Source organism: Streptomyces sp. AC627_RSS907 (genome assembly GCF_019049165.1).
The window spans coordinates 1-18,916 of sequence record NZ_JAGMUE010000102.1; the positions used below are offsets into that span (position 1 = coordinate 1).

The 18,916-nt window shown below is 68.3% G+C and carries 24 protein-coding genes and 4 pseudogenes; 8 read left to right on the forward strand and 20 right to left on the reverse strand.

Translation table 11 applies throughout. The annotated features are described in order from the left end of the window. Positions 1 to 176: 176 nt before the first annotated feature. Positions 177 to 1,130 carry an IS481 family transposase gene (locus tag KUM32_RS22610; protein ID WP_217143768.1) on the reverse strand — a complete coding sequence of 318 codons (954 nt, stop codon included), beginning with the start codon at positions 1,128 to 1,130 and terminating at the stop codon, positions 177 to 179. A 237-nt stretch (positions 1,131 to 1,367) separates the two neighbouring features. Next, positions 1,368 to 1,838, reverse strand: a complete 471-nt coding sequence (locus KUM32_RS22615) for a hypothetical protein (protein WP_217143769.1) — start codon at positions 1,836 to 1,838, stop codon at positions 1,368 to 1,370. On the opposite strand from KUM32_RS22615, the gene KUM32_RS22620 reads away from it, so the two are divergent. Further along, positions 1,810 to 2,481 (forward strand): hypothetical protein, encoded by a 672-nt coding sequence (locus KUM32_RS22620; RefSeq protein ID WP_217143770.1) that lies wholly within the window; start codon positions 1,810 to 1,812, stop codon positions 2,479 to 2,481. The genes KUM32_RS22615 and KUM32_RS22620 overlap by 29 nt on opposite strands. Before the next feature lie 832 nt (positions 2,482 to 3,313). Here KUM32_RS22620 and KUM32_RS22625 read toward each other — a convergent pair. The 11 genes and pseudogenes from KUM32_RS22625 to KUM32_RS22670 all read right to left on the reverse strand — a co-directional run bounded on the left by KUM32_RS22625 (position 3,314) and on the right by KUM32_RS22670 (position 7,947). Next, positions 3,314 to 3,475, reverse strand: a complete 162-nt coding sequence (locus KUM32_RS22625; protein WP_217143771.1) for a hypothetical protein — start codon at positions 3,473 to 3,475, stop codon at positions 3,314 to 3,316. 10 nt (positions 3,476 to 3,485) lie between these two features. After that, on the reverse strand, positions 3,486 to 3,656 hold the full coding sequence (locus KUM32_RS22630) for a hypothetical protein (protein ID WP_217143772.1): 171 nt from the start codon (positions 3,654 to 3,656) through the stop codon (positions 3,486 to 3,488). Between the two features lie 10 nt (positions 3,657 to 3,666). Continuing rightward, positions 3,667 to 3,930: a hypothetical protein gene (locus KUM32_RS22635; RefSeq protein ID WP_217143773.1), complete on the reverse strand. Its 264-nt coding sequence runs from the start codon at positions 3,928 to 3,930 to the stop codon at positions 3,667 to 3,669. A 7-nt stretch (positions 3,931 to 3,937) separates the two neighbouring features. Beyond that, a complete protein-coding gene (locus KUM32_RS22640) occupies positions 3,938 to 4,231 on the reverse strand; it encodes a hypothetical protein (protein WP_217143788.1) in 294 nt (97 codons plus the stop codon). Between the two features lie 149 nt (positions 4,232 to 4,380). Then, positions 4,381 to 4,779 carry a hypothetical protein gene (locus KUM32_RS22645; RefSeq protein WP_217143774.1) on the reverse strand — a complete coding sequence of 133 codons (399 nt, stop codon included), beginning with the start codon at positions 4,777 to 4,779 and terminating at the stop codon, positions 4,381 to 4,383. Continuing rightward, entirely contained in the window at positions 4,779 to 5,054 is a 276-nt protein-coding gene (locus KUM32_RS22650; RefSeq protein ID WP_217143775.1) for a hypothetical protein, read from the reverse strand. The genes KUM32_RS22645 and KUM32_RS22650 overlap by 1 nt, the downstream gene beginning before the upstream one ends. A gap of 241 nt (positions 5,055 to 5,295) precedes the next feature. Next, positions 5,296 to 5,883 (reverse strand): hypothetical protein, encoded by a 588-nt coding sequence (locus tag KUM32_RS22655; RefSeq protein WP_254405967.1) that lies wholly within the window; start codon positions 5,881 to 5,883, stop codon positions 5,296 to 5,298. Positions 5,884 to 5,983: 100 nt separating this feature from the next. After that, positions 5,984 to 6,175, reverse strand: coding sequence for a DDE-type integrase/transposase/recombinase (locus tag KUM32_RS22660; protein WP_217143789.1), 192 nt, complete (start codon positions 6,173 to 6,175; stop codon positions 5,984 to 5,986). 4 nt (positions 6,176 to 6,179) lie between these two features. Next, positions 6,180 to 6,524: an IS3 family transposase gene (locus KUM32_RS45010; protein ID WP_308408696.1), complete on the reverse strand. Its 345-nt coding sequence runs from the start codon at positions 6,522 to 6,524 to the stop codon at positions 6,180 to 6,182. A 70-nt stretch (positions 6,525 to 6,594) separates the two neighbouring features. After that, a pseudogene (locus KUM32_RS45360) lies at positions 6,595 to 6,855 on the reverse strand (transposase); the annotation flags it as partial. Between the two features lie 102 nt (positions 6,856 to 6,957). After that, positions 6,958 to 7,947 (reverse strand): methyltransferase, encoded by a 990-nt coding sequence (locus KUM32_RS22670; protein WP_217143776.1) that lies wholly within the window; start codon positions 7,945 to 7,947, stop codon positions 6,958 to 6,960. Between the two features lie 142 nt (positions 7,948 to 8,089). On the opposite strand from KUM32_RS22670, the gene KUM32_RS22675 reads away from it, so the two are divergent. From KUM32_RS22675 to KUM32_RS22690, 4 genes are read left to right on the forward strand one after another with little or no spacing between them, the layout of a single operon-like run. Beyond that, positions 8,090 to 8,647: a nitroreductase family protein gene (locus KUM32_RS22675; protein ID WP_217143777.1), complete on the forward strand. Its 558-nt coding sequence runs from the start codon at positions 8,090 to 8,092 to the stop codon at positions 8,645 to 8,647. Beyond that, complete coding sequence (locus KUM32_RS22680) at positions 8,631 to 8,948, forward strand: DUF6092 family protein (protein ID WP_217143778.1); 318 nt, start codon at positions 8,631 to 8,633, stop codon at positions 8,946 to 8,948. Before KUM32_RS22675 ends, KUM32_RS22680 begins: the two co-directional genes overlap by 17 nt. Continuing rightward, positions 8,941 to 9,672, forward strand: a complete 732-nt coding sequence (locus KUM32_RS22685) for a tRNA-dependent cyclodipeptide synthase (RefSeq protein WP_217143779.1) — start codon at positions 8,941 to 8,943, stop codon at positions 9,670 to 9,672. The genes KUM32_RS22680 and KUM32_RS22685 overlap by 8 nt, the downstream gene beginning before the upstream one ends. Before the next feature lie 59 nt (positions 9,673 to 9,731). After that, a complete protein-coding gene (locus tag KUM32_RS22690; protein ID WP_217143780.1) occupies positions 9,732 to 10,688 on the forward strand; it encodes a methyltransferase in 957 nt (318 codons plus the stop codon). Positions 10,689 to 10,720: 32 nt separating this feature from the next. Here the strand turns inward: KUM32_RS22690 and KUM32_RS22695 are convergent. From KUM32_RS22695 to KUM32_RS22715, 4 genes and pseudogenes are all read right to left on the reverse strand, one after another. After that, positions 10,721 to 11,853: pseudogene (locus KUM32_RS22695) on the reverse strand (IS3 family transposase); the annotation flags it as partial. Between the two features lie 142 nt (positions 11,854 to 11,995). Further along, positions 11,996 to 12,232 (reverse strand): hypothetical protein, encoded by a 237-nt coding sequence (locus KUM32_RS22700; protein ID WP_217143781.1) that lies wholly within the window; start codon positions 12,230 to 12,232, stop codon positions 11,996 to 11,998. 5 nt (positions 12,233 to 12,237) lie between these two features. Then, on the reverse strand, positions 12,238 to 12,744 hold the full coding sequence (locus KUM32_RS22705; protein ID WP_308408697.1) for a winged helix-turn-helix domain-containing protein: 507 nt from the start codon (positions 12,742 to 12,744) through the stop codon (positions 12,238 to 12,240). A 142-nt stretch (positions 12,745 to 12,886) separates the two neighbouring features. Continuing rightward, entirely contained in the window at positions 12,887 to 13,240 is a 354-nt protein-coding gene (locus tag KUM32_RS22715) for a hypothetical protein (protein WP_217143782.1), read from the reverse strand. Positions 13,241 to 13,242: 2 nt separating this feature from the next. Here KUM32_RS22715 and KUM32_RS22720 point away from each other — a divergent pair, with 2 nt between their 5' ends. Beyond that, positions 13,243 to 14,016 carry a hypothetical protein gene (locus tag KUM32_RS22720; RefSeq protein WP_254405968.1) on the forward strand — a complete coding sequence of 258 codons (774 nt, stop codon included), beginning with the start codon at positions 13,243 to 13,245 and terminating at the stop codon, positions 14,014 to 14,016. A gap of 171 nt (positions 14,017 to 14,187) precedes the next feature. Then, positions 14,188 to 14,724 carry a transposase gene (locus tag KUM32_RS22725; RefSeq protein ID WP_254405974.1) on the forward strand — a complete coding sequence of 179 codons (537 nt, stop codon included), beginning with the start codon at positions 14,188 to 14,190 and terminating at the stop codon, positions 14,722 to 14,724. A 9-nt stretch (positions 14,725 to 14,733) separates the two neighbouring features. Here KUM32_RS22725 and KUM32_RS22730 read toward each other — a convergent pair. Beyond that, positions 14,734 to 15,042, reverse strand: a pseudogene (locus tag KUM32_RS22730) (transposase); the annotation flags it as partial. 167 nt (positions 15,043 to 15,209) lie between these two features. Here KUM32_RS22730 and KUM32_RS43665 point away from each other — a divergent pair. Continuing rightward, positions 15,210 to 15,968, forward strand: a pseudogene (locus KUM32_RS43665) (IS5 family transposase). Positions 15,969 to 16,884: 916 nt separating this feature from the next. Here KUM32_RS43665 and KUM32_RS22740 read toward each other — a convergent pair. Then, complete coding sequence (locus tag KUM32_RS22740) at positions 16,885 to 18,135, reverse strand: cytochrome P450 (protein WP_217143785.1); 1,251 nt, start codon at positions 18,133 to 18,135, stop codon at positions 16,885 to 16,887. A 163-nt stretch (positions 18,136 to 18,298) separates the two neighbouring features. Then, positions 18,299 to 18,421, reverse strand: coding sequence for a hypothetical protein (locus KUM32_RS44745; protein ID WP_302185171.1), 123 nt, complete (start codon positions 18,419 to 18,421; stop codon positions 18,299 to 18,301). Between the last annotated feature and the right edge of the window lie 495 nt (positions 18,422 to 18,916).

The window sequence follows — 18,916 nt, forward strand, 5'->3', positions numbered from 1 at the left end:
GACGAGGACGATCCCGCTTGGTTCGCCTCCGTCGCGGTGCTGGACGAGGGCAGCTACGAGATCGTCCGGAGTGACACCAGTCGGCGTGAGCACGACGTCGCCACCCAGACCAGCATCAATCAGATCGCAGGCGACCTCATCAAGTGGCTGGCCGCCCGCGCTACCTAAAACACGGCCTAGATGTATTGACCTGTGAGGTTGGGGACGCGGCTGGCGGGTGGTTGGCCCTTCAGTGCGGTGTGTCCGCGGTGGTGATTGTAGGTGTGCAGCCATTGCGGGAACGCTTCGCGGCGCTCGGCTTCTGACCGGTAGGGGCGGGCGTAGGCCCATTCGTCGAGCAGGGTGCGGTTGAAGCGTTCGACCTTGCCGTTGGTCTGCGGGCGGTAGGGCCGGGTGCGCTTGTGGGCGATGTCGGCCGCTGCCAGCAGGTCTCGCCAGTCGCGTGAGCGGTAGCAGGAACCGTTGTCGGTCAGCACCCGCTCGACCGTGATCCCGCACTCGGTGAAGTAGGCGTGGGCACGGGTCCAGAAGCCCGTGGCGGTCTCCTTCTTCTCGTCCGCGTGGATCTCGCTGTAGGCGAGGCGGGAGTGGTCGTCGACGGCGGTGTGCAGGTAGCTGTAGCCGCCGCCGGCGCGGTTCTTGCGGCCTGCCTGCCGGCCCAGGGCCTTGTGCCCGCCGCCGTCGGGGATGTTGCCGAGTTTCTTGATGTCGACGTGGACCAGTTCGCCGGGCTTGGCGCGTTCGTAGCGGCGGATGACCCGGCCGGTGGTCCGGTCCAGGTGTGTGAGGCGGGCCAGGCCGAAGCGGGTCAGCACGCGGTGCACGGTCGAGGGCACCAGGTGCAGCAGGTGTGCGATGCGGGCCGGTCCCCAGCGGCGCAGGACACGGACTTTGATGATCCGGCGTTCGGTGCGGGTCGGGGTGCGGCGTGGGCTGGTGTGCGGGCGGGAGGAGCGGTCGCGCATGCCGGCTTTGCCGGACCGCCGGTAGCGGTCGGCCCAGCGCTGGGCCGTGGTCGGCGAGACCTGGAAGCGCTCGGCGGCCCGGCGCAGGGGCCAGCCGTCCTCGACCACGCAGCGAGCCAGGCGCAGCCGTCCGGTCTCGGTCAGGGGTGCATTACGGTGGGGCACGAGGGCCTTTCGGTCAGGTGTAGACGTCGCAATCCACACCGAACCGGAAGGCCCTCACCTGTTCAAGATCCCTCAGCCGAGACCTGGCTCACCCGTCCACAACCTCCCGGGACAGAACACCTAGATCTGTGCCCGACACCGACCGCTGACATGGAGACTGACGCCAGCGTTGCGCTCGCATCGCTGGCCAGGGGATTTCCCGTCGTGCGCTCGCGCCGCCGGCCAAATAGATGACGTTTACGCGTCCGGTTCGCTGCGGTACTCACGTTCGGTCGGCCAGACGACGACGTCGGCTTCTCGGGGTTCGGTGGTGGTCAGTGCCCAATGGCCGTCGCGTCCGGGGACAGGCTGTAGAACCCGAGCGGTGATACTCAGCTTGATGCGATCGGTGACGCCATGGGCTGCGTGATCAAAAGATTCGACAATCACGCTCGCTTCGGGCGGAACTCCGTGGTCATGATTTGCGGTCCACGCAGCGACGCTCATGGGAGCGGCCCACCGGATCAGCGCGGATTGACCGGGCCGCAATATGTGCATCTGGTACAAGTAGTCCTCCCTGCGAGCCGCTGAGCTCAGGGGCGGCACCGTCAGCACTTGGCCAGGCAGCAGGGGAGACTCACCCTCAATGAACTGGGCGTCGCCCATGATGCGGACGCGGGCCGTCGAAGCACCCTCGTTGATGAGAACGCTGTGGACGACGAACCACATCGAGCGCTCCGCGCTCTCAGGGAAGATCAGCTCTTCTCGTCCCAGCGGCTCGGAGCCATGCAGGACGGAGGACGACGAGGGCGTACTGACCGCCCGCACGGCCGCCGTGCTGCGCCTGGCGGGCAACGAACTGTCCGCTCTGGCCTGGCAGGAGGCGACAGCGCTCGGCGACGACCCCCTGCCACGCGGCGCCGGCGGAGTGTTCGGCCGGCTCCCGGCGATCACGCTGCGCTGCGGCGGGCGGTGGCGCAGGCAGATGGCCCGGGCCTTCGACGACCTGGCTGGCGACCTTCAGGCGGCGGGCGAGACCTGGGCGGGGCCTCGGTGCACGGGCGAGGAGATGGCTCTCCACCTGATGATCGACCTGGCCCGGTCGATCACGGCCGACCGCCCGAACGCCGTGCGTGCTCTCGTCGCCGACCTGCCTCAGAACAGTGCCGACTACGACTGGCAGGGCTGCTCGGACGACCTGTTCGAGGACCACGACGTGCTGATGCTCTTCGATGCCCGACTCGACGGCATGGAAGCCCCGGACAGCGACATCCACCAGGCCATGGGCATGGTGAACCTCGCAGCCGACGAGTGGTTCGAGCCCTTCAGCGCGGACAACGCCCGAGACCCCGACCGCGGATTCCGCCTCTGACGATCCGCCCGCCGCCCTTCCCATCGTGCTTGGTGCGCCCCGGGCCCGCACTCGCCGACTGCCCGGTCATGCCGAGCCGGAGCCGGACCACCTTGTGCGACCTTTGCCCGTCCCGCCCGGTCGTCCCGGTCCGCCCGTCGCCCCGTGCGGTCCCGGCCTCATCACCGGTCCCGCCGTGTCCGCGGTCGCCGCGCTCGTGCCGATACCGATGTGAGCAGACTGAGGTGGGCGGGCGTGGTGGACCGGGCCGCCGCCATCGGGACCGGCTACGACGCGGCCGGCGGCCGCTGCGCACGGCCTCCCGGGGTATCGGTCGGCGCGTCCCCGCGCGCCCGGCACCGGTTCTGCTGCTCGGCTCGCCGTCCGCTCGCTGCCCGCCGTCCGGCCCCCGCCGTCGCGCGCCGGCTCCCGCCACGCCGCTGCTGACCTACCGCCGCTGCCGGGCACCCTGGCCGGGACCGCGGCGTCGGAGCGAGGTGTGCCCTGCTCGTGCTGGTCCGTCGCAGTGCCGGTCGGCCGCGCTGGGTTCGGGCCGCCGCGGCTTCGCCGCCCTGCCCCTCCGTCATCCGTCAGTGGTCCAGTTCCGCAGTTGCCGCGCGCGGGCGATACCGAGCGCTCCCGGCCCGCAGCCGGTGTCCGGCCGCGGGCACCACACGGGCAGGAAGCCGGTCAGTCGCACCTTGCTGACCGGGACGGCGCAGGCGGTGAGGACGCGGAGCGCGGCTGCACGGCGTCCCCATCATGGCGGAGGACGTGTTGGGTTAGCGTGTACGACGGTGCTCCGCCTGCTTTCCTCAGGCGGGGCACCGTTGCGTTTGGAGGGCTACGGCCCTCACTTCTCGGTGGCGCCGCAGCGGCGGCAGCGCGTGGGCTTGGCAGCGGCGTAGCTGTGCTCGGGGTAGGTCTTCTCGCCGCCTGGGCGGCAGTGGTCCGTGATCTCGGGGTGAGTCTGCTTCGCGCCACCCACGGGAGGCATGTAGGTAAGGGCGGTCATGGTTGGTTCCTCACTTCTCGGTGGCGCAGTCAACGGCTTCGAGTCGGTCGGCTTCGGCGCGGAGGGCGGCGGCCTTCTCCAGCCACATCCGTTCGTCGTCGGTGGGCGGGCCAGCGGTGATCGGGGGTGCCCGCTGCTCCAGTTCGGTAGCACGGGCGCGGAGTTCGGGCGGGGTGCTCATGGCCGGCTCCTCACTTCTCGGTGGCGGTTTCGAGTACGTAGCCGGTGCGACGGGGTTTGCCGTTGCGGGTGGTCGGGCTGTCGTGGAGCTGGGTGGCCTCGATGGCGCGGCGGCGGATCTCCCTGCCGGATTCGGTGAGGGTGACGACGTCGACCTTGCCGAATCCGTAGGGGCTGGGCGTGGTGACGGGGAGGCCGACGACCTTGAGGCGGCGCGGCTCGTCGTAGGGGTACGGGTCACCGAGGCTGCGATAGATCTGACCGATCCTGATCATGCTGTCCTCACTTCTCGCGGTGCTGCCGGTTGACGTGGTTGTTGATGGACTCGCGGGCGCCCCGGTAGCCGCAGCCGCGCGGGCACTCCAGCCAGAGTCCTTTGTCGACGGCCGCCTTGGTGACGGAACGCCCGCAGTCGGGGCCGTAGCCGTGGGCGTGGAGCATCTGGGCGACGAAGGCGCCGTAGTGGATGGCGAGGAACGCGCCAGCACCGAGACCCTGCCCGGCGGAACCGGACCGCGCGCCGCCGACACACTCCTGGTGACTGCCTTCCGCACGGGCCGCCCCGCCGTGTGACACGCCCCCTCCTCTACCCCACCCAGGTGCCCATCGAGTCCCCTGGCCCCTCTTCACCCCCGTCGGTGCCCGCGCCCTCTGCACGTCTTCCGGAAAGGCGCCTTCTGCCTGCACGCGACGAGCGTGACGGTCTGCCGCCGGGCGGCCGGCGGCTACTGGTCGGGGTGGACGGCTTGGACGCCGGTGCCCGCGTACGCCTTCGGTGTCAGGGTGAGAAGGTACCGGCCGGCGGGGTGGGCGGCGGAGGGGCGGGCGGTGTGGATGGCGTGGACGGCGGTCCAGGAGTGCCCGAAGCGCAGCAGTTCGGTGGCGGTGACCGCGGCGTCGGTGTCGAACGCCTCGATGCTGATGAACCGCAGTCCCTTGATGTAGGCGAGCAGCCCGGGGCGTTCGGCGTCGCCTGCCGTCAGGGACAGCACCGGCGCGTACAGGTCCCCGAGGCCGCCGGAGGCCTGGACGTAGAACGCGGCGACCGCCTCGTTGAACGGGTCCTTCGGGTCGTACAGCGCTCCTGCGGTCGTGTGGTCCAGGACGACCGCGATCGGCGCCACTACGCGGCTGCCCGCGGACCGTGCGCGGTGCCGCCGAGGCGCTCCAGCAGGGTTCGGGCCTTCGCCTCGGCCTCCGGGCTCGGTGCGTTGCCGAGCGCGGAGGCCAGCTCGGCGCGGGCCAGCTCGGCGCGTTCCGCGTACTCCGCCTGCGTCGGCGTGCTCTGCGCGAGTTCCTCGACCAGGTTGCGGATGGTGGTGCCGTGCTCGGCGGCCAGCTGGGCGAGCCGGTCCCGCGCGGCCGTGCCCACCTTGATGCTCGTCTCGTCTGCTGCCATACCCCGACTCTACCGCGCTCCTCTACTTCGAGTAGAGGAAACGTGCGTGGACGGCAGCACGCTCGGAAGGCCCGACCTGGCCCCCACGGCCCTGTCCGGGCAGGATGCGCCTTCAGTGCGCGGTTGGCACGCGAGATGTACGCCCCACGAGCGCCCTTGCGGCCAGGGTGCAGCGTGGTCCCGAACCGCCGCGCCCACGTTCTGATCGTGCCCGTGGGATCCGGCGCGGCGGTCTCATCTGTCAGCCTTCGGTGCCGCTGTCGCGCAGGGGCCCGAGGTAGCGCACGGGCGGGAAGTGCTTGGCGACGCGCATCGTCACGGTCGCGTGCCCGTGCGCGGCGAGGTCCCGCCGCGCCTCCTTCATGTTGAGGATCTTGTCCATCGTGTAGATCTCGGTGCAGGGCCCGAGATCGATCTGCTGCTCGCCGAGGGTGACGAGCAGGCCCTGGTAGCCGGCGGTGACGCGGAACATCCCGGCGCGGATGTCGCCCAGTTTGTCGAGGGCCTCGGCGCTGTCGACGCCCACCGACACGGTGCTGCCCCGCAGCACGGTCTCCTCCCCGTCGAGAAGGGCGAGCATGTCCTTGACCTCGCGCGCATCGCGTTGGGTGAAGTTGTCGGGGACCGGGAAGAAGCGGCCCGTCCTGCTCTGTAGCCGACTCAGGTCGTCGAAGGCGTCGGCCCACAGCCGGGCCTCGCCCGAATCCCAGCCCGCAGGCGTCATCCCGGTGCTGACCGGCGCCCGCACCCGGCCGGCCGGCTCACCGGCGAAGGCCAGCTCCACGAAATGGCCGGCCGTGGCCTGGCTGAGCAGTCTGAGCGCGGGCACCAGCGTCGCGGCATCGCCGCCTCAGGCGGCTGGAAGGTGAACTTCAGCTGGGCGGAGCGGTCGCGATGGCTGTAGCGCAGCCGCACGCGCATCACCCCGGTCATGTCGCTGCCGTACAGGATGCCGCCGTCCGAGCCGCGTCCGCGCGGGCGGAGGTCTCCCAGACCACGACGCGGCGGGAGAACGCGTCGCGGTTCGCGGACAGCCACAGCGGCCTCTCCTCGGTGGGGATCATGGTCAGGTCGGTGACCCACAGTCGGTTCGACCCGTTCGCGGTGAAGTCGCGTTGCACCAGGTCAGGGGCCAGATCGGCGTCCGGGTCCCGGCGAGTGAAGCCCTTGCTCCGGCGAGGGCTGATCCCGGTCAGGCTGGCCTGGCGCCGTGAGCCGCTCGACGCGCTTGCGATTGACGTGGACGCCCTCACGCTTGAGGACGGCGCGCACGCGGGGTGAGCCGTAGATCCCGTCGGAGTCGGCGTGGACCTGGCGGATCTTCTCTGTCAGCTCGGCGTCCTGGCGGCGTCGCGCACGCGGCTCCTTCTCGGCCTGGCGCCAGCGGTAGTAGGTGGAGGAGGCGATGTTCAGTTCCCGGAGTACGGGCTCGACCCCCAGGTGCGGGTGCTCGTCGACGAGCGCGATCACCTGGGCCGGGTCGGGTCGAGCTGGGCGGCGAAAATGCCGAGGCCGTCCGCAGGACCTCGTTCGCCCGGCGTAGCTCCCGCACCTCTCGCCGCAGCTGAGCCAGCTCTTCCTTCTCCTCGGTGGTGAGCATGCCGTTCCGTTCACCGGCGTCGGCTTCGGCCTGACGGATCCAGTTGCGCAGGGCCTCGTGGTGCACGCCGAGCTCCTCGGCCATGCGGCGGATCACGGGCTTCGGCTCAGCGGCCCGGTACATCCGGACCGCACGCTCACGCGACTCCAGCGGGTACTTCCTCGGTGCAGGCATCGCGCGGGCTCCTCTCATGAGGCCCATCTGACTCCCTGTCACCACTTCCCGCCTCTCGGGGAACCTCACCCGGTCAAGTTCAGTAGCGCTGATGACCCTTGCCGCGGCCGGCAAGGGCAAGAAGGCCTGTCAGGAACGTCTGCGTGCTTCGAGCAGGCTGCACATGTCCGATGCCTGGTGTGTGCGTACGAGGGACAGGCCTGCCTGATGGCAGAGGTCGGCGAATTCGGTCTCGGTGCGCTGGCGGCCGTTGCAGTTGGCGAGCATGGACAGGTCGAGAAGTCGGATGGCGAGGGCGTGGTGGCCGGCCGGGGGGAGGACGGCTTCTGCCATCAGAACGCGGCCCTTCGTTGATGCGGCGTCGCGGCAGAGGGAGAGGATGTGTGCGGCTTGTGCGTCGTCCCAGTTGTGGATGACGCTGGAGAGCAGGTAGGCGTCGCCTCCTTGGGGGACCTCGGTGAGGAAGTCGCCGCCGAGGACGCGGCAGCGGTCGGCGACCCCGGCCCGCTTCAGCACGGGCTGTGCCTGTTCGACGACTTCGGGCTGGTCGTAGAGAACTCCTTGCAGATGGGGGTGCGCTGCAAGGATGGCGGCCAGGAGACGGCCTTGGCCGCCTCCGACGTCGACGAGGGTGTGGTGGGCTGAGAAATCGTAGGCACTCACCACGCCGGCAGTGATCTGCGCCGAGATATCGGACATGCCGGCGTTGAAGACGGCCTGGACCCCTGGGTTGTCGCGCAGGAAGGCGAAGGCCGGCTTGCCGTGCGCGTGCTCGAAGACGGCGTTGCCGGAACGGACGGCCTCAGCCAGGTAGGCGGTGGAGCCCCGCTCTGTTGGGCTTGCGACCCATCGGGCGAATCCCCGCATGGAATCGGCGGTGTCGTCTCGCATGGTACGGCCGAGGGCGGTGAGGGAGAAATGTCCCGGGTTGTGGCCCTGGAAGAGACCGATATCGGTTCCGGTGGCTAGCAGCCGGTGGAGACAGTCGGGATCGGTTCCCAGCTGCTGGGCGAGAGCTGTGGCGGATCGGGGTTCATCTGACATGGCGTCGGCCACCCCTAGTTCGGCGACGGCACCGATGACGGCGGAGCACCAGCTTCCGAGGATCAACTCGTACATGCGAGCGGCAGATGCAGGAGGTGATGTCAGCAAAGGTGCCCCTCCAAAAGAGCGATGTTCCCGGCCCGGCATGCCGCCGCGTTCATAGCGATCATTATGCTACGTATTGTGCCCATGCAATCACTCAGAGCAAGAATTCGTGATGTCTGAGAGGTGCGTCACCCAGCCGGACGGGCTGGACTGCGAGACGCTGCGGACACTCCGCACTCGGCATGTCGTCAGGCAGTACCTCCCCGATGAGATCGAAGACGCCACGCTTGATCTGCTGATGGAGGCAGCGCTGGCCGCACCCTCGGCATCCAACAAACAAGCGTGGGCCTTCGTCGCCGTGCGGGAACCTCGCCTGGTGCGGCTGGTGCAGGCCTTCTCGCCCGGCATCATCGGAACCCCGCCCCTGATCGTCGCTGCCTGCTTCGACCGCTCCCGCGCAGCCCGCCCGGCCCAAGACCATCAATCGTGGGATGTGGGGCTGCTGTGTGTCGCAATGGCCGTGGAGAACCTCCTTCTGGCGGCACACGCACTCGGACTCGGCGGGTGCCCCGTCGCAAGCTTCCACGCCAAGGCCGTGGGCCGGTTGTTGGAGCTCCCCGCACATCTGCAAACGCTGCTAGTGGTTCCCGTGGGACGGCCCGCCCGGACGACCACACAGGCGCGGCGTCGCAACCACAGCGAGGTGATCCGTCATGACAGGTGGCGATGAACGGCTCCGGCAGGCGGGCGAGGAACTGCTGTTGCTGTCGGCATACCTTCTCAGCAGCGCACGCGGCCTGCTGACAGAACCCCCCGCCTACGGGCCGCTGCGCTGCCTGGATGCCGCCCGCCGGACTCTCACGCTGGCTCGGCAACTCGCAGCCTGCGACAACGGCCTGAACGGACTTCCGCTGGAACTGGACGCGTTCATGAGCGACGCCATGGAAGAGCGAGACCTCGAGACCCTCCTCGACAACGCATGCTGCCACCTCGCTGAACTGCTGCGCGCGAAGGAGACGGACCGTGACTGAACAACCGAACCTTCGCACGGAAACTCTCACGGCCCAGCCATTCACCCTGGCCTGCAACCAGCTACTGCAACGCGGCGAGCACGCCCTGATCGGTGTCAGCCCGGGCAACGGCTACTTCACCCAGGACAGACTTGCAGGGCTGCTGGACTGGGCACAGCAGCGCTTCGACCGGGTAGACATCGTCTATACCGACCTGCACCTCTCCTGCCTCCACGAGGCCAACGGCTGCAGCCCCGACCACGCCCAAGCCCGGGCCAAACGCTCCGTCAAAGACACACTGCGCCGCCTCCGCCGCGCCGTCGAGCGTCTGCCCTCCGCAGACAAGGTCCACCTGCAAGCCCTGTCGGCATGCACAGCGCTGCCTGGCTACCAAAGCGCCAGACAGCACCTGGACCACGCCCTGGAAACCGACCAGCGCTTCGCCAACGCCTGCGATACCCACGTACGCCACCTGTTGGGGCCTGAGAGGCCAGCCACCAGTGCAACCATGGCCCGATACCAGGCCGCGCTCGCCTACCTCCGCGCCGAACTGCCCCTTCTCCTGCGCAGCCCGGAAGTCTTCGGCGTGCCTTCCTCGGTGTGCTGCTACCACAGCGTCCTACCGGTACTCCGTGCCCTGCACCACATGCCGCATTTCCACCACCCTGCACAAGGCCACGCAGTCGTACGCCCTGCTCTCACCCAACCGGACCAAACTGCTGACACGACAGGACCGACGCAATGAGAGGCCCCAGGGACTCTCCCACCCATGGCGCCGCGCGACTACTGCAACTCAGCGACAGCATGATCGCCGCCCGAACGCTGCACCTGGTGGCCGAAGCCGGCATCGCCGACCTGCTGGCCAACGGCTCGCAAGCGGTGGAGCAGCTGGCAGCAGCCTCCCAAACACACCCCGACGCCCTCCAACGCCTGCTGCGCCTGCTGGCCAGCCACGGGGTATGCCGCGAAGTGGTCACCGGCGTTTTCGAACTCACCGACATCGGGCAGCATCTACGCTCAGATCACCCCGAATCCGTACGATCCATGCTCACCTTCTCCGGGCGGGTGAGCCAGGCGTTCACCGACGCTCGGCACAGCCTGCTCACAGGCACGGCGACATTCCCCGAGTCGTTCGGCCAACCCTTCTTCGCGTTGCTCCGTGAGGAGCCGGAAATGGGCGCGCTGTTCAACGAAAGCATGGCGGAAGTCACCCGGATGGACAGCGCGGCAGTGACTGAAGCCTACGACTTCAGCGAAGCCCGGAGGGTCGTCGACCTGGCCGGGGGCGACGGCACCCTGCTCACGGCGATCCTCGAAGCCTTCCCTTCGACAGCCGGCGTCCTGTTCGACCAGCCGCACATGGCCCCAGTGGTGCGGCAGCAGATCGACGCGGCGGGCCTGAGAGAGCGCTGCGAGTTCACAGGAGGTGACCTCTTCGGCTCGCTCCCTCAGGGAGGCGATGTCTATCTCCTCAAATGGATTCTGCACGACTGGCCAGAGCCCGATGCCATCGCTGTTCTCCGAGGCTGCCGGCGGGCCATGGCACCGGACAGCAAGCTGCTGATCATCGAGCACCTCATCCCGCCCGGAAACGCACCCCACCCCAGCAAGGTGTACGACGTGGTGATGCTCGTACTGCTGGGCGGTCGTGAACGAACTCGGGAGGAGTACGGGAAAATGCTGACTGAGGCGGGACTGACCCTGCAACGTGTCATCGACACCGGTTCGGCACTGAGCATCATCGAAGCCCGACCTGCCTGAACACAAGACAGCACCAAGATTCGCATGCGGTGGCCGAGGCGGGAGTGGCGTCGGACGGTGTTGTAGCGGTGCAGCCAGCGAAGGAGGTCCAGGCGGGCCTCGCGTTCCGTGTCCCAGGCCCGGCGACCCTGGAGGGTCTCTCGTTTGCAGGTCGCGTTGAACGATTCGGCGAGTGCGTTGTCCGCGCTGGAGCCGATCGCGCTCATGGACTGGGTGACGCCCGCTTCGCGGCAGGCGTCGGCGAAGGCCCGGCTGCAGTACTGGGCCCCGTGATCGCTGTGGAAAGCAGCGCCGGCGAGGCTGCCGCGGGTCCGTTCGGCCGCATGCAGGGCGTCGATGACAAGGTCGGCCCGCATATGGTCGGTGATCGCCCACCCGCCAGGCGCCGCGAGGCGAGGTCGATCACGGTCGCAAGATGGCGGTACTTCCCGCCGGCCAGGGGAAGGTAGGTGATGTCGCCGACGTACTTGGTATTCGCCCGGTCCGCGGTGAAGTCGCGGCCGATCAGGTCCGGGACCTTCGCCGCGGCCGGGTCGGGGACGGTGGTGCGGTGCCGGCGGCGCAGGCGGAGCCCGGCCAGCCCGATCGTCCTCATGACCCGGGCGACGCGCTTGTGATTCACCACCTCGCCGTTCTCCCGGAGCTCGGCGGTGATCCTGGGGACGCCGTAGGTGCCGTCCGAGGCGCGATGAACCGTGCGTATCCGGGCAGCGGGCTTCGCGTCGGCGGCCTGGCGGGCCGCCCTCACGGCCACTGTCCTGCGCCAGTAGTAGAAGCCCGAGCGAGCGATGCCGAGGATGGCGCACAGCCGCTTCACGCCGTAGCGGCGCCGGTGGTCGGCGACGAACTGGAAGCGGTTCACCAGCGCGTCTCCCCGGCGAAATACTTCGCGGCCTTGCGCAGGATCTCGCGTTCTTCCTCCAGCTCACGGACCTTTTTACGCAGCGCGGCGTTCTCCGCTTCCAGGCGGCGTGGGCGGCTCGGCGGGTGTCTCCGCACGGCGTCCCCGCGGCCGGCTCGCCCCGGCCGCCCGGACCCAGTTTCGCAGGGGCTCGGGATTGATCCCCACATCGGCAGCGACCTGCCGGATCGTCGCCTCAGGCCGCGACTGGTACAACGCGACCGCGTCCGCCTTGAACTCCGGCGGATAGTTCTTCATGACCACGAGATGTCCGTTCTCAGATCCTCAGGATCCAGTGTCTCGTGTGTCCAAGATCAAGGGTCAAGGCCAGGCCCTACAGACGTCAGCACGCCGTCCCCGCCAAGGCGGTAGACGGCGTCTGTCGGCGTCCCGGTGTAGGGGTGGCTCAATCCACATCCTTGAGAACGCGTTCGATCTTGGCCATCCGTGCATCCATGTTGGCCAGATCTCTCTGCATGGCTTCCTGGGTTGCGACTGCCCGCTCCGCGATCGTGCGGTAACTGGTGTCCCTGGCCAGCTCTGCCTTCGAGCGTTGCTTGACTGCTACCAGCCAGATCGTGGCCACCACCACGGCGCCAACAACGAGGAAGAGGACTATCTCTTCGATGAGCCAATCGGACATTTGCTTCAGGTCCCCTTGTTTGTGGATTCGCCGCGGTCGGCATTGTCGGTCAGCGACTCGGATGCGGTGACCAGTGTTTGCGGCGTGAGGCACAGCGCGAACGGCACAACTTCGTAGAACTTCATCGCCTTGCCGTCATCTGACACTTCGATGTGGTCCGAGACCAGGCCAACCGTCTGCAGCCGTTTGAGGTGCACTTGGAGCAGCGCCCTGCTGATTCCTAGGTCCCGAGCCAGTTGGCTCACGTAGGTGGGGCCTGTTGCCAGGGCAGCGAGTACACGCATCCGGTGTGGACTGGCGAGGGTCGCCAGGACTTTCACCAGGCTGTCGCCCGTCAGATCAGTGGTTTCCATAGAACTCCTCGGCACATGCAATGAATTATTGGCACGTGCCGTGATGTTGTCAACCCATCTCTCGCACAGGGTCATCTGTGAGTCCCAGCCCATGCGCCCCGCCAGGCGTACCAGGCCCTTCAACACGCTGAACTTGACAGAGAAGTCGTCCGAGACCATCGCCCTGAACTGATCGAGCTCCAGGGGACCTGCGTGGACGGCCAGGTGCTCTTGCCGCTCCCCGCCGCCCCGATGAGGACGATCAGCGCCGGGTCGGGGATGGACGTGTCGAGCGGCTGCATGGTGCCGTCGAAGGTGGTCTTCACGGGCGTTCTCCTTGCGGGTGGAGGGTGGAGGTGGCCAGGTGCAGGCGCATCCCGGCGGAGTCGAGAAGGAAGGCCGCGGCCTCGTCGATCGCGCAGGCGGCGGACTCGGAGCCCTCGTCGTCCAGCGGGGTGAGCGCGGCGGCCCTCGATGCCGTCGTCAGCAGCTGGTTGAGCGAGCCGAGGACGCCGCCCTTGGGTTCGGCCTCGTCGAACAGCTCGCGCAGCGTCTCGGCGAGGAACTCGGCGTCGATCGGACCGCCCAGTTCGTCCTCGATCTGCTGGACGGCGAGCTTCACGATCCCGGCCGAAGCGCGGACGCGCTCCAGCCGGGTACGGGCGGCGGGGGGCACCGGTGGTCGCCCTTGCGCAGCGTGATCCAGGCGGTGACCAGGGCGGCGGCCACGCCGATCACGCGGTGGGCCTGGCCACCTTGCCCAAGGCCCGGAAGCGCCGGCTGGTGGTACTGCGGCAGTTCTTCCGCTTTGCCCGCTCCCAGCACATCGTGCTGATCGACCCGACCCGCACTCTGGTCGTGAAGGAACGGAACGGTTTCCGCGGCCGGACTCTCACACTCGACCAGCAGCGCGAGCTCTTCCGCCGCTGGACCACCAGCGAGCATGTCCACCCGCACGAGGCCCTGCTCGGCATGCTCGCTCTGCTGCATGGTGCCTCCAGCGCCGAGGTCCGGATGTTGCAGATGACCGACATCGACGTGGCCGCCCAGACGATCCGGCTCGGCAAGCGGCCTCACCCCGTCCCACTGGACCCCGCCTCCTGGACCGTGCTGCAACGCTGCATGGCTCACCGCGAGGCATGGCCGACGGCCAACCCGCACGTGGTGGTCACCAAAGGAACGAAGGCCGGGCGAAGCCCGGCCTCAACTGCCTATCTTTCCCATGTACTTGACGACTGTGGCTACCCGCCCCGGACGATCCGCAGCACCCGCCTTCTCGACCTCGTGAACACCATGGACCCCAAGCTCGTCGCCGCAGCCTTCGGTATGGACCCGCAAGCCACCTTGATTTACCTGGCCGACCGCGTCGACGAGGGTCGCCTCCCGGCTGCGGAGCCGAGCCGGAAATGGTGGGAGCTGACAGCAGAGGCTCACGCAGAATCGCGGCCATGATGGTCTTCTCCTGCGTTACCTGTCAGCAGCGAATCAGCCCCGATCTTCGGGAAGTGCCGATGCCGCCGCCAGTCACAGAGGAGTCCCCAGGCAGGAGGTGTGGCCGCAGGTAAAGGGCTCGCGGCGGCGTCCGGAGCGTGGATCGTCTTCGAGGACGAGGCCGGATTCTCGATGACTCCGCCCCGGGCCCGGACCTGGGGACGACGTGGCCGCACGCCCGTTATCCGCGTTCGGGGAAGATCCCGCCGCAGGACTTCGGTCGCCCCGCTGTGCTGCTACAAACCCGGCGAGACCGCAAGACTGATCTACCGGCCCCGTCAGCATCTGCTCCTGAAAGGAGCACGGAAGAGCTTCTCCTGGCAGGACTACCGAGACCTGCTGGTGAGGGCCCACATCCAGCTCGACGGTCCCATCGTGGTGGTTTGGGACAATCTCAACACCCACCTGGCAGCGGGCTTGAAAAAGTACGATGCCGAGCACGACTGGCTCACCACCGTCCGTCTCCCCTCATACGCACCCGACCTGAACCCCGTCGAGGCTGTCTGGTCACTCGTGCGCAGGGCCATGGCCAACACTGCCTTCGACACACCCCACGACCTCGACCGCAAACTCCGCCGCGAGTTACGCAGGATCCAACTCCGACCCCACCTGACCGACGGCTGCCTCACCGCCACCGGCCTGGCTATCGACCAACCGACCCCACCATGAAAACCTCAGTAATCGGCGGGCGCGTTCACGGATCTGGCAGCGCAGGAGTTCATGGATGACCTGATCAGTGCCGTCGTCGCGCCATGCGGCGAAATAGTAGTAGGTCGCACTCTTCTGGGGCAGGTCGTGCGGGAGGTAGGCCCACTGGCAGCCGGTCCGCCCCTGGTAGAGGATCGCGTTCACGATCTCCCGCATGTCGTAGGCGCCCTGGTGGCCGCTGACCGAGCGGTGCCGGTTCTTCCACGCGGTGATCACCGGCTCGATCAACGACCACTGCTCGTCCGATAAGTCACTCGGGTACAGCTTGCGTTCACTCACCCGATCACATCGCCAGATCAGCACCCGTGGACCGGCGGATTCCGCCCTGCCGCCACACCATCAGGCGACAGCAGAACCACTCACATACTCACGAACCGCCCACTTAGAGGTCCTAACAGAAGTCGTTGATCGCGTGACTGACTGCTTGTCGGCTCGTTGGTCGGAGCGTGGGGAAGAGACAGTCGCGGCCGTGGATCGTCTCGGACGAACTGTGGGCACTGATCGAGCCGTTGCTGCCTAAACCGAGCCCGAAGCTGGTGGCGGGGCGGCCGAGGGTGCCGGACCGGCAGGCGTTGTGCGGGATCCTGTTCGTGCTGCACACCGGCATCCAGTGGGAGTACCTGCCCCAGGAGCTGGGCTTCGGCTCGGGGATGACGTGCTGGCGGCGCCTGGCGGCCTGGAACGAGGCCGGCGTGTGGGACCAGCTGCACCTGGTGCTGCTGAAGAAGCTGCGGTCGGCGAAGCAACTCGACTGGTCGAGGGCGGTGATCGGCTCATCCCATGTCCGGGCTGCCCGGCGCGGCCCAAAAGCGGTCCCAGCCCGGTCGACCGTGCACGGCCGGGCAGCAAGCACCACGTCCTCACCGACGGCCAGGGCATCCCGCTCGCGGTGTCGCTGACCGGCGGGAACCGCAACGACGTCACCCAGCTCCTGCCCCTGCTCGACAAGGTCCCCGCGGTCTCCGGCGCCGTCGGCCGGCCACGTCGGCGGCCGGACGCCCTGCTCGCCGACCGCGGCTACGACCACGACAAGTACCGCCGCCTGCTGCGGCAACGCGGGATCCGGCCGGTCATCGCCGAACGAGGCCAGGAACACGGCTCCGGCCTGGGCATCTTCCGGTACGTGGTCGAAAGGACGATCGCCTGGTGGCCGTGGGCGCTGAGGAAGGACAGGGCCGCGGCGAATCCGGCGGCGGTGGTCCTGAACTCCGCGTCCGCGAGGTGGCCACCGTTGTCGCTGATCACCGAGACGTGAATGGTGTCGGCATGGGAGGGTCGTGTTCCGCCCGGCCGGAGCCATGAGAACAGGTCCCGGCGGCCGAACAGTACAGCCGGAAGACAGTCCAGCAGGACGTCAGTCAGTGCCCGAGCCACGACCACCGGAACCTGAGCATCAGCAGCAATGTCAGTGCTGTGGTCTACGGCCATGGTGGCCCCCTTGTGCGGGGCCGTTGCGCTCTCGCCTGGCCCCTATGTCCGGCCAGGCGAGAGCGGATGCCCGCTCCCCTTCTGTTCTCGGCACCAGGGCGGACCCTACGTCGACGCCAGGGCTTTCGTCGGGGACAGCCGGGCGGCGCGGACGGACGGGTAGACACCGGCCGCCACTCCAACCACCGCCGCACCGAGGCAGCCGCCGGGCGAGGGTCAGCCTGGGCGTGATGGTCGCTGATCAGTTGGCACAGATCGCCAACGGCCTGTTCCGTGGCGGCCGGCTGTCCTACCGGCGAAGGGGATCCTCGGGTACATCGGCACGCATCGCAGTAGGTGGCGGGTCACGATCGCCGACCTCGTCCGCCTGGGCCTCGACGGCCGGGAGGCGCTACGCACCAGCCTCAAGGAATTGGAGGAGTACGGTTACCTGCTCCGTGAACGCCTGCGCCGCCCCAACGGCACCCGCGGCGCGCGCGTCTACTGCATCACCGATCACCCTGCTCTCCTGAAGCTGGCATCACCCCCGGGGCCGACTCGACGATCACGGTCACAGAGACCGGACCCCTCCAGGACGACCTCACTCGCCCGTGCCACGGCTGCTGCGATCGTTGGACTGCTGGCGCCGGTCGCGCGTGCGGAGGCCGTTCCGTACGGAACGGCCTCCGCACTGTCTGCACTGGTTCGGACGGGTCAGCGGGCGGGGTCACCGGTCGTACGGCGGGGGCGAACCGGCAGGGTCCGGTGGCCGTTACCGATTGCGGTCGGGAGGGTCCGCAACTCGCCAACAGAAACAGCAAGTTCGATGTCCGGGAAGCGGGTGAAGAGCAGGCGGAGCGCCGTGGCCACCTCCATCCGGGCCAGTGGGGCGCCCAGGCAGAAGTGGACGCCGTGGCCGAACGCCAGGTGGTCCTTGTTCAGGCGGGTGACGTCGAAGCGGTCGGCGGTGGGGCCGTGCCAGTCGGGGTGGCGGTTGGCGGCAGCGTAGGAGGCGAGGATCGCCTCGCCGCGGGGAATCGTCCGGCCGTCGGGCAGAGCGATGTCCGTGAGGGCGTAGCGCAGCGGGAGGTGCTTGAGGGCGGGTTCGTGGCGGAGCGTCTCCTCCACGACGTCGTCCCAGGTCGCCCGGCCCGCGCGGAGGTGGCTGAGTTGTTCGGGGTCGGTGAGCAGAGCTGTGACCGCCTGGTCGATGACGTTCACTGTGGTCTCGTAACCGGCGCTGATCATCAGCAGGAGCGTGTCGCGCAGCTCGCCGTCGGTGAAACCGCCGCCGTCGCCCTCGTGGTCGCGCGCGGCGATGAGAAGGGAGGTCATGTCGTCGGCGGGTTCGGCTCGCTTGGTGGCGATCAGGTCGTCGAGGGCCTTATAGAGGGACGCCGTGTTCTTGGCGGCCTGCACGGCGGTGGCCGTGGTGTCGAAGACGCCGTCCACCACGTCGCGGAAACCTTGGAGTTGGCTGTCGGGGATGCCCATGAGGCGGCCCAGTACCGCGATGGGCAAGGGGTACGCGAAGTGTTCGCGCAGGTCAACGCTCGTTCCGGCAGGCTGCGCTTCGAGGTCGTCGAGGAGCGTCGTGACGATTGTCTCCACGGTCGGGAGCAGGTCCTGGACGCGGCGGGCGCTGAGGGCCGGCGCGACCATCCGGCGCAGCCTGCGGTGGTCGCCGCCGTACGCCGTGAACATGCTCTCCACAGCGATCCACAGAGCCAGGGGCCACGTGGACACGGTGTCGGCGTAGGCGGGCCAGTGGGCGCGGGCGTCCTTGGAGACCTGCGTGCTGGTGAGCAGTTGCTTGAGGAGGGCGGGGTCCGTCACCGACCAGACGGTCAGACCCAGGAGGTCCACGCGGGTGGCCGGGCCACGGTCGCGTAAGGCCTGGTGCTCGGCGTGGTGGTCGGAGGCTGCGGGGTCCAGGACGAGGGGTGCCGACGACTGTTCGGGCATGGAGGCTCCAAGGCGGACGGCAGGGATGGCGGCAGCAGCTCGAGTCGTCCGAGCGGTGAGCCGACGGCCGGGGTGTCGGTGTGGGTGACGGTCGGTGTCGGTCACGTACAACTGACCGTGCCGCCGACCGACTTGTGACACCCGGCCGGATCCGCGCTGAGCGTCACACCCGCTTCAGCAGGTCGAAGAACACGCCCCCAGGCATCACCTCGAACGGGTCCTCCAGCTGGGCGACGACCGTTGCGATGTCGCTCGGTGTCCAGCTCCACGCGGCTCGCCGCCGCAATGAAGGAAGGGGCGGACGGGTACTGGCCGGCGAACTCACAGAACCGCTCGATCAACCGCGTCATGGCGGCGGGGTGAAGAAGCTGTGACTGTAGTGGCCTGGTGGCAGCAGCCCGATGCGTGTTCGCCCGCGCAGACTGCTGGGCGAGCCCCGGCCGGCGAACCGTCAGTTGCTGAGTGAGTAGGTGCTTCTCGACCGAACTCACTATCGGGCTCGGCTCAGTGACATCAGGTACCTTGCGGAGGAGAGTTCCTGATCATGGCGGCGGGCTTCGCTGTGAATTCCGCTGGGGGGAGACGCCGTGGATGACCTGACTACTGAGTTTTTCGTTAGTTCTGTGGTGGTTGGGGCTTCGGTGGTGTGAGCATGATGGCGTGTCTTCCAAGCCGCAGGATGCTGTTGCTGATGTCTCCGTTCTACCGCTGACGCGGCCGCAGTTGGCCGAGGCCCGTCGCATGCGCGCGGCCGAGCTGTTCGAGCAGAGACGCCCTTCAT

Bases quoted from the DNA above. Each gene is read 5' to 3' on its own strand.
- KUM32_RS22700 (WP_217143781.1), bottom strand. From the start codon at position 12,232: ATGTCCGATTGGCTCATCGAAGAGATAGTCCTCTTCCTCGTTGTTGGC.
- KUM32_RS22670 (WP_217143776.1), bottom strand. From the start codon at position 7,947: ATGTACGAGTTGATCCTCGGAAGCTGGTGCTCCGCCGTCATCGGTGCC.
- KUM32_RS22680 (WP_217143778.1), top strand. From the start codon at position 8,631: ATGACAGGTGGCGATGAACGGCTCCGGCAGGCGGGCGAGGAACTGCTG.
- KUM32_RS22690 (WP_217143780.1), top strand. From the start codon at position 9,732: ATGATCGCCGCCCGAACGCTGCACCTGGTGGCCGAAGCCGGCATCGCC.
- KUM32_RS22620 (WP_217143770.1), top strand. From the start codon at position 1,810: ATGAGAACGCTGTGGACGACGAACCACATCGAGCGCTCCGCGCTCTCA.
- KUM32_RS22725 (WP_254405974.1), top strand. From the start codon at position 14,188: ATGACTCCGCCCCGGGCCCGGACCTGGGGACGACGTGGCCGCACGCCC.
- KUM32_RS22625 (WP_217143771.1), bottom strand. From the start codon at position 3,475: ATGACCGCCCTTACCTACATGCCTCCCGTGGGTGGCGCGAAGCAGACT.
- KUM32_RS22740 (WP_217143785.1), bottom strand. From the start codon at position 18,135: ATGCCCGAACAGTCGTCGGCACCCCTCGTCCTGGACCCCGCAGCCTCC.
- KUM32_RS22630 (WP_217143772.1), bottom strand. From the start codon at position 3,656: ATGAGCACCCCGCCCGAACTCCGCGCCCGTGCTACCGAACTGGAGCAG.
- KUM32_RS22635 (WP_217143773.1), bottom strand. From the start codon at position 3,930: ATGATCAGGATCGGTCAGATCTATCGCAGCCTCGGTGACCCGTACCCC.
- KUM32_RS22705 (WP_308408697.1), bottom strand. From the start codon at position 12,744: ATGGTCTCGGACGACTTCTCTGTCAAGTTCAGCGTGTTGAAGGGCCTG.
- KUM32_RS22650 (WP_217143775.1), bottom strand. From the start codon at position 5,054: ATGGCAGCAGACGAGACGAGCATCAAGGTGGGCACGGCCGCGCGGGAC.
- KUM32_RS22615 (WP_217143769.1), bottom strand. From the start codon at position 1,838: ATGTGGTTCGTCGTCCACAGCGTTCTCATCAACGAGGGTGCTTCGACG.
- KUM32_RS22675 (WP_217143777.1), top strand. From the start codon at position 8,090: ATGTCTGAGAGGTGCGTCACCCAGCCGGACGGGCTGGACTGCGAGACG.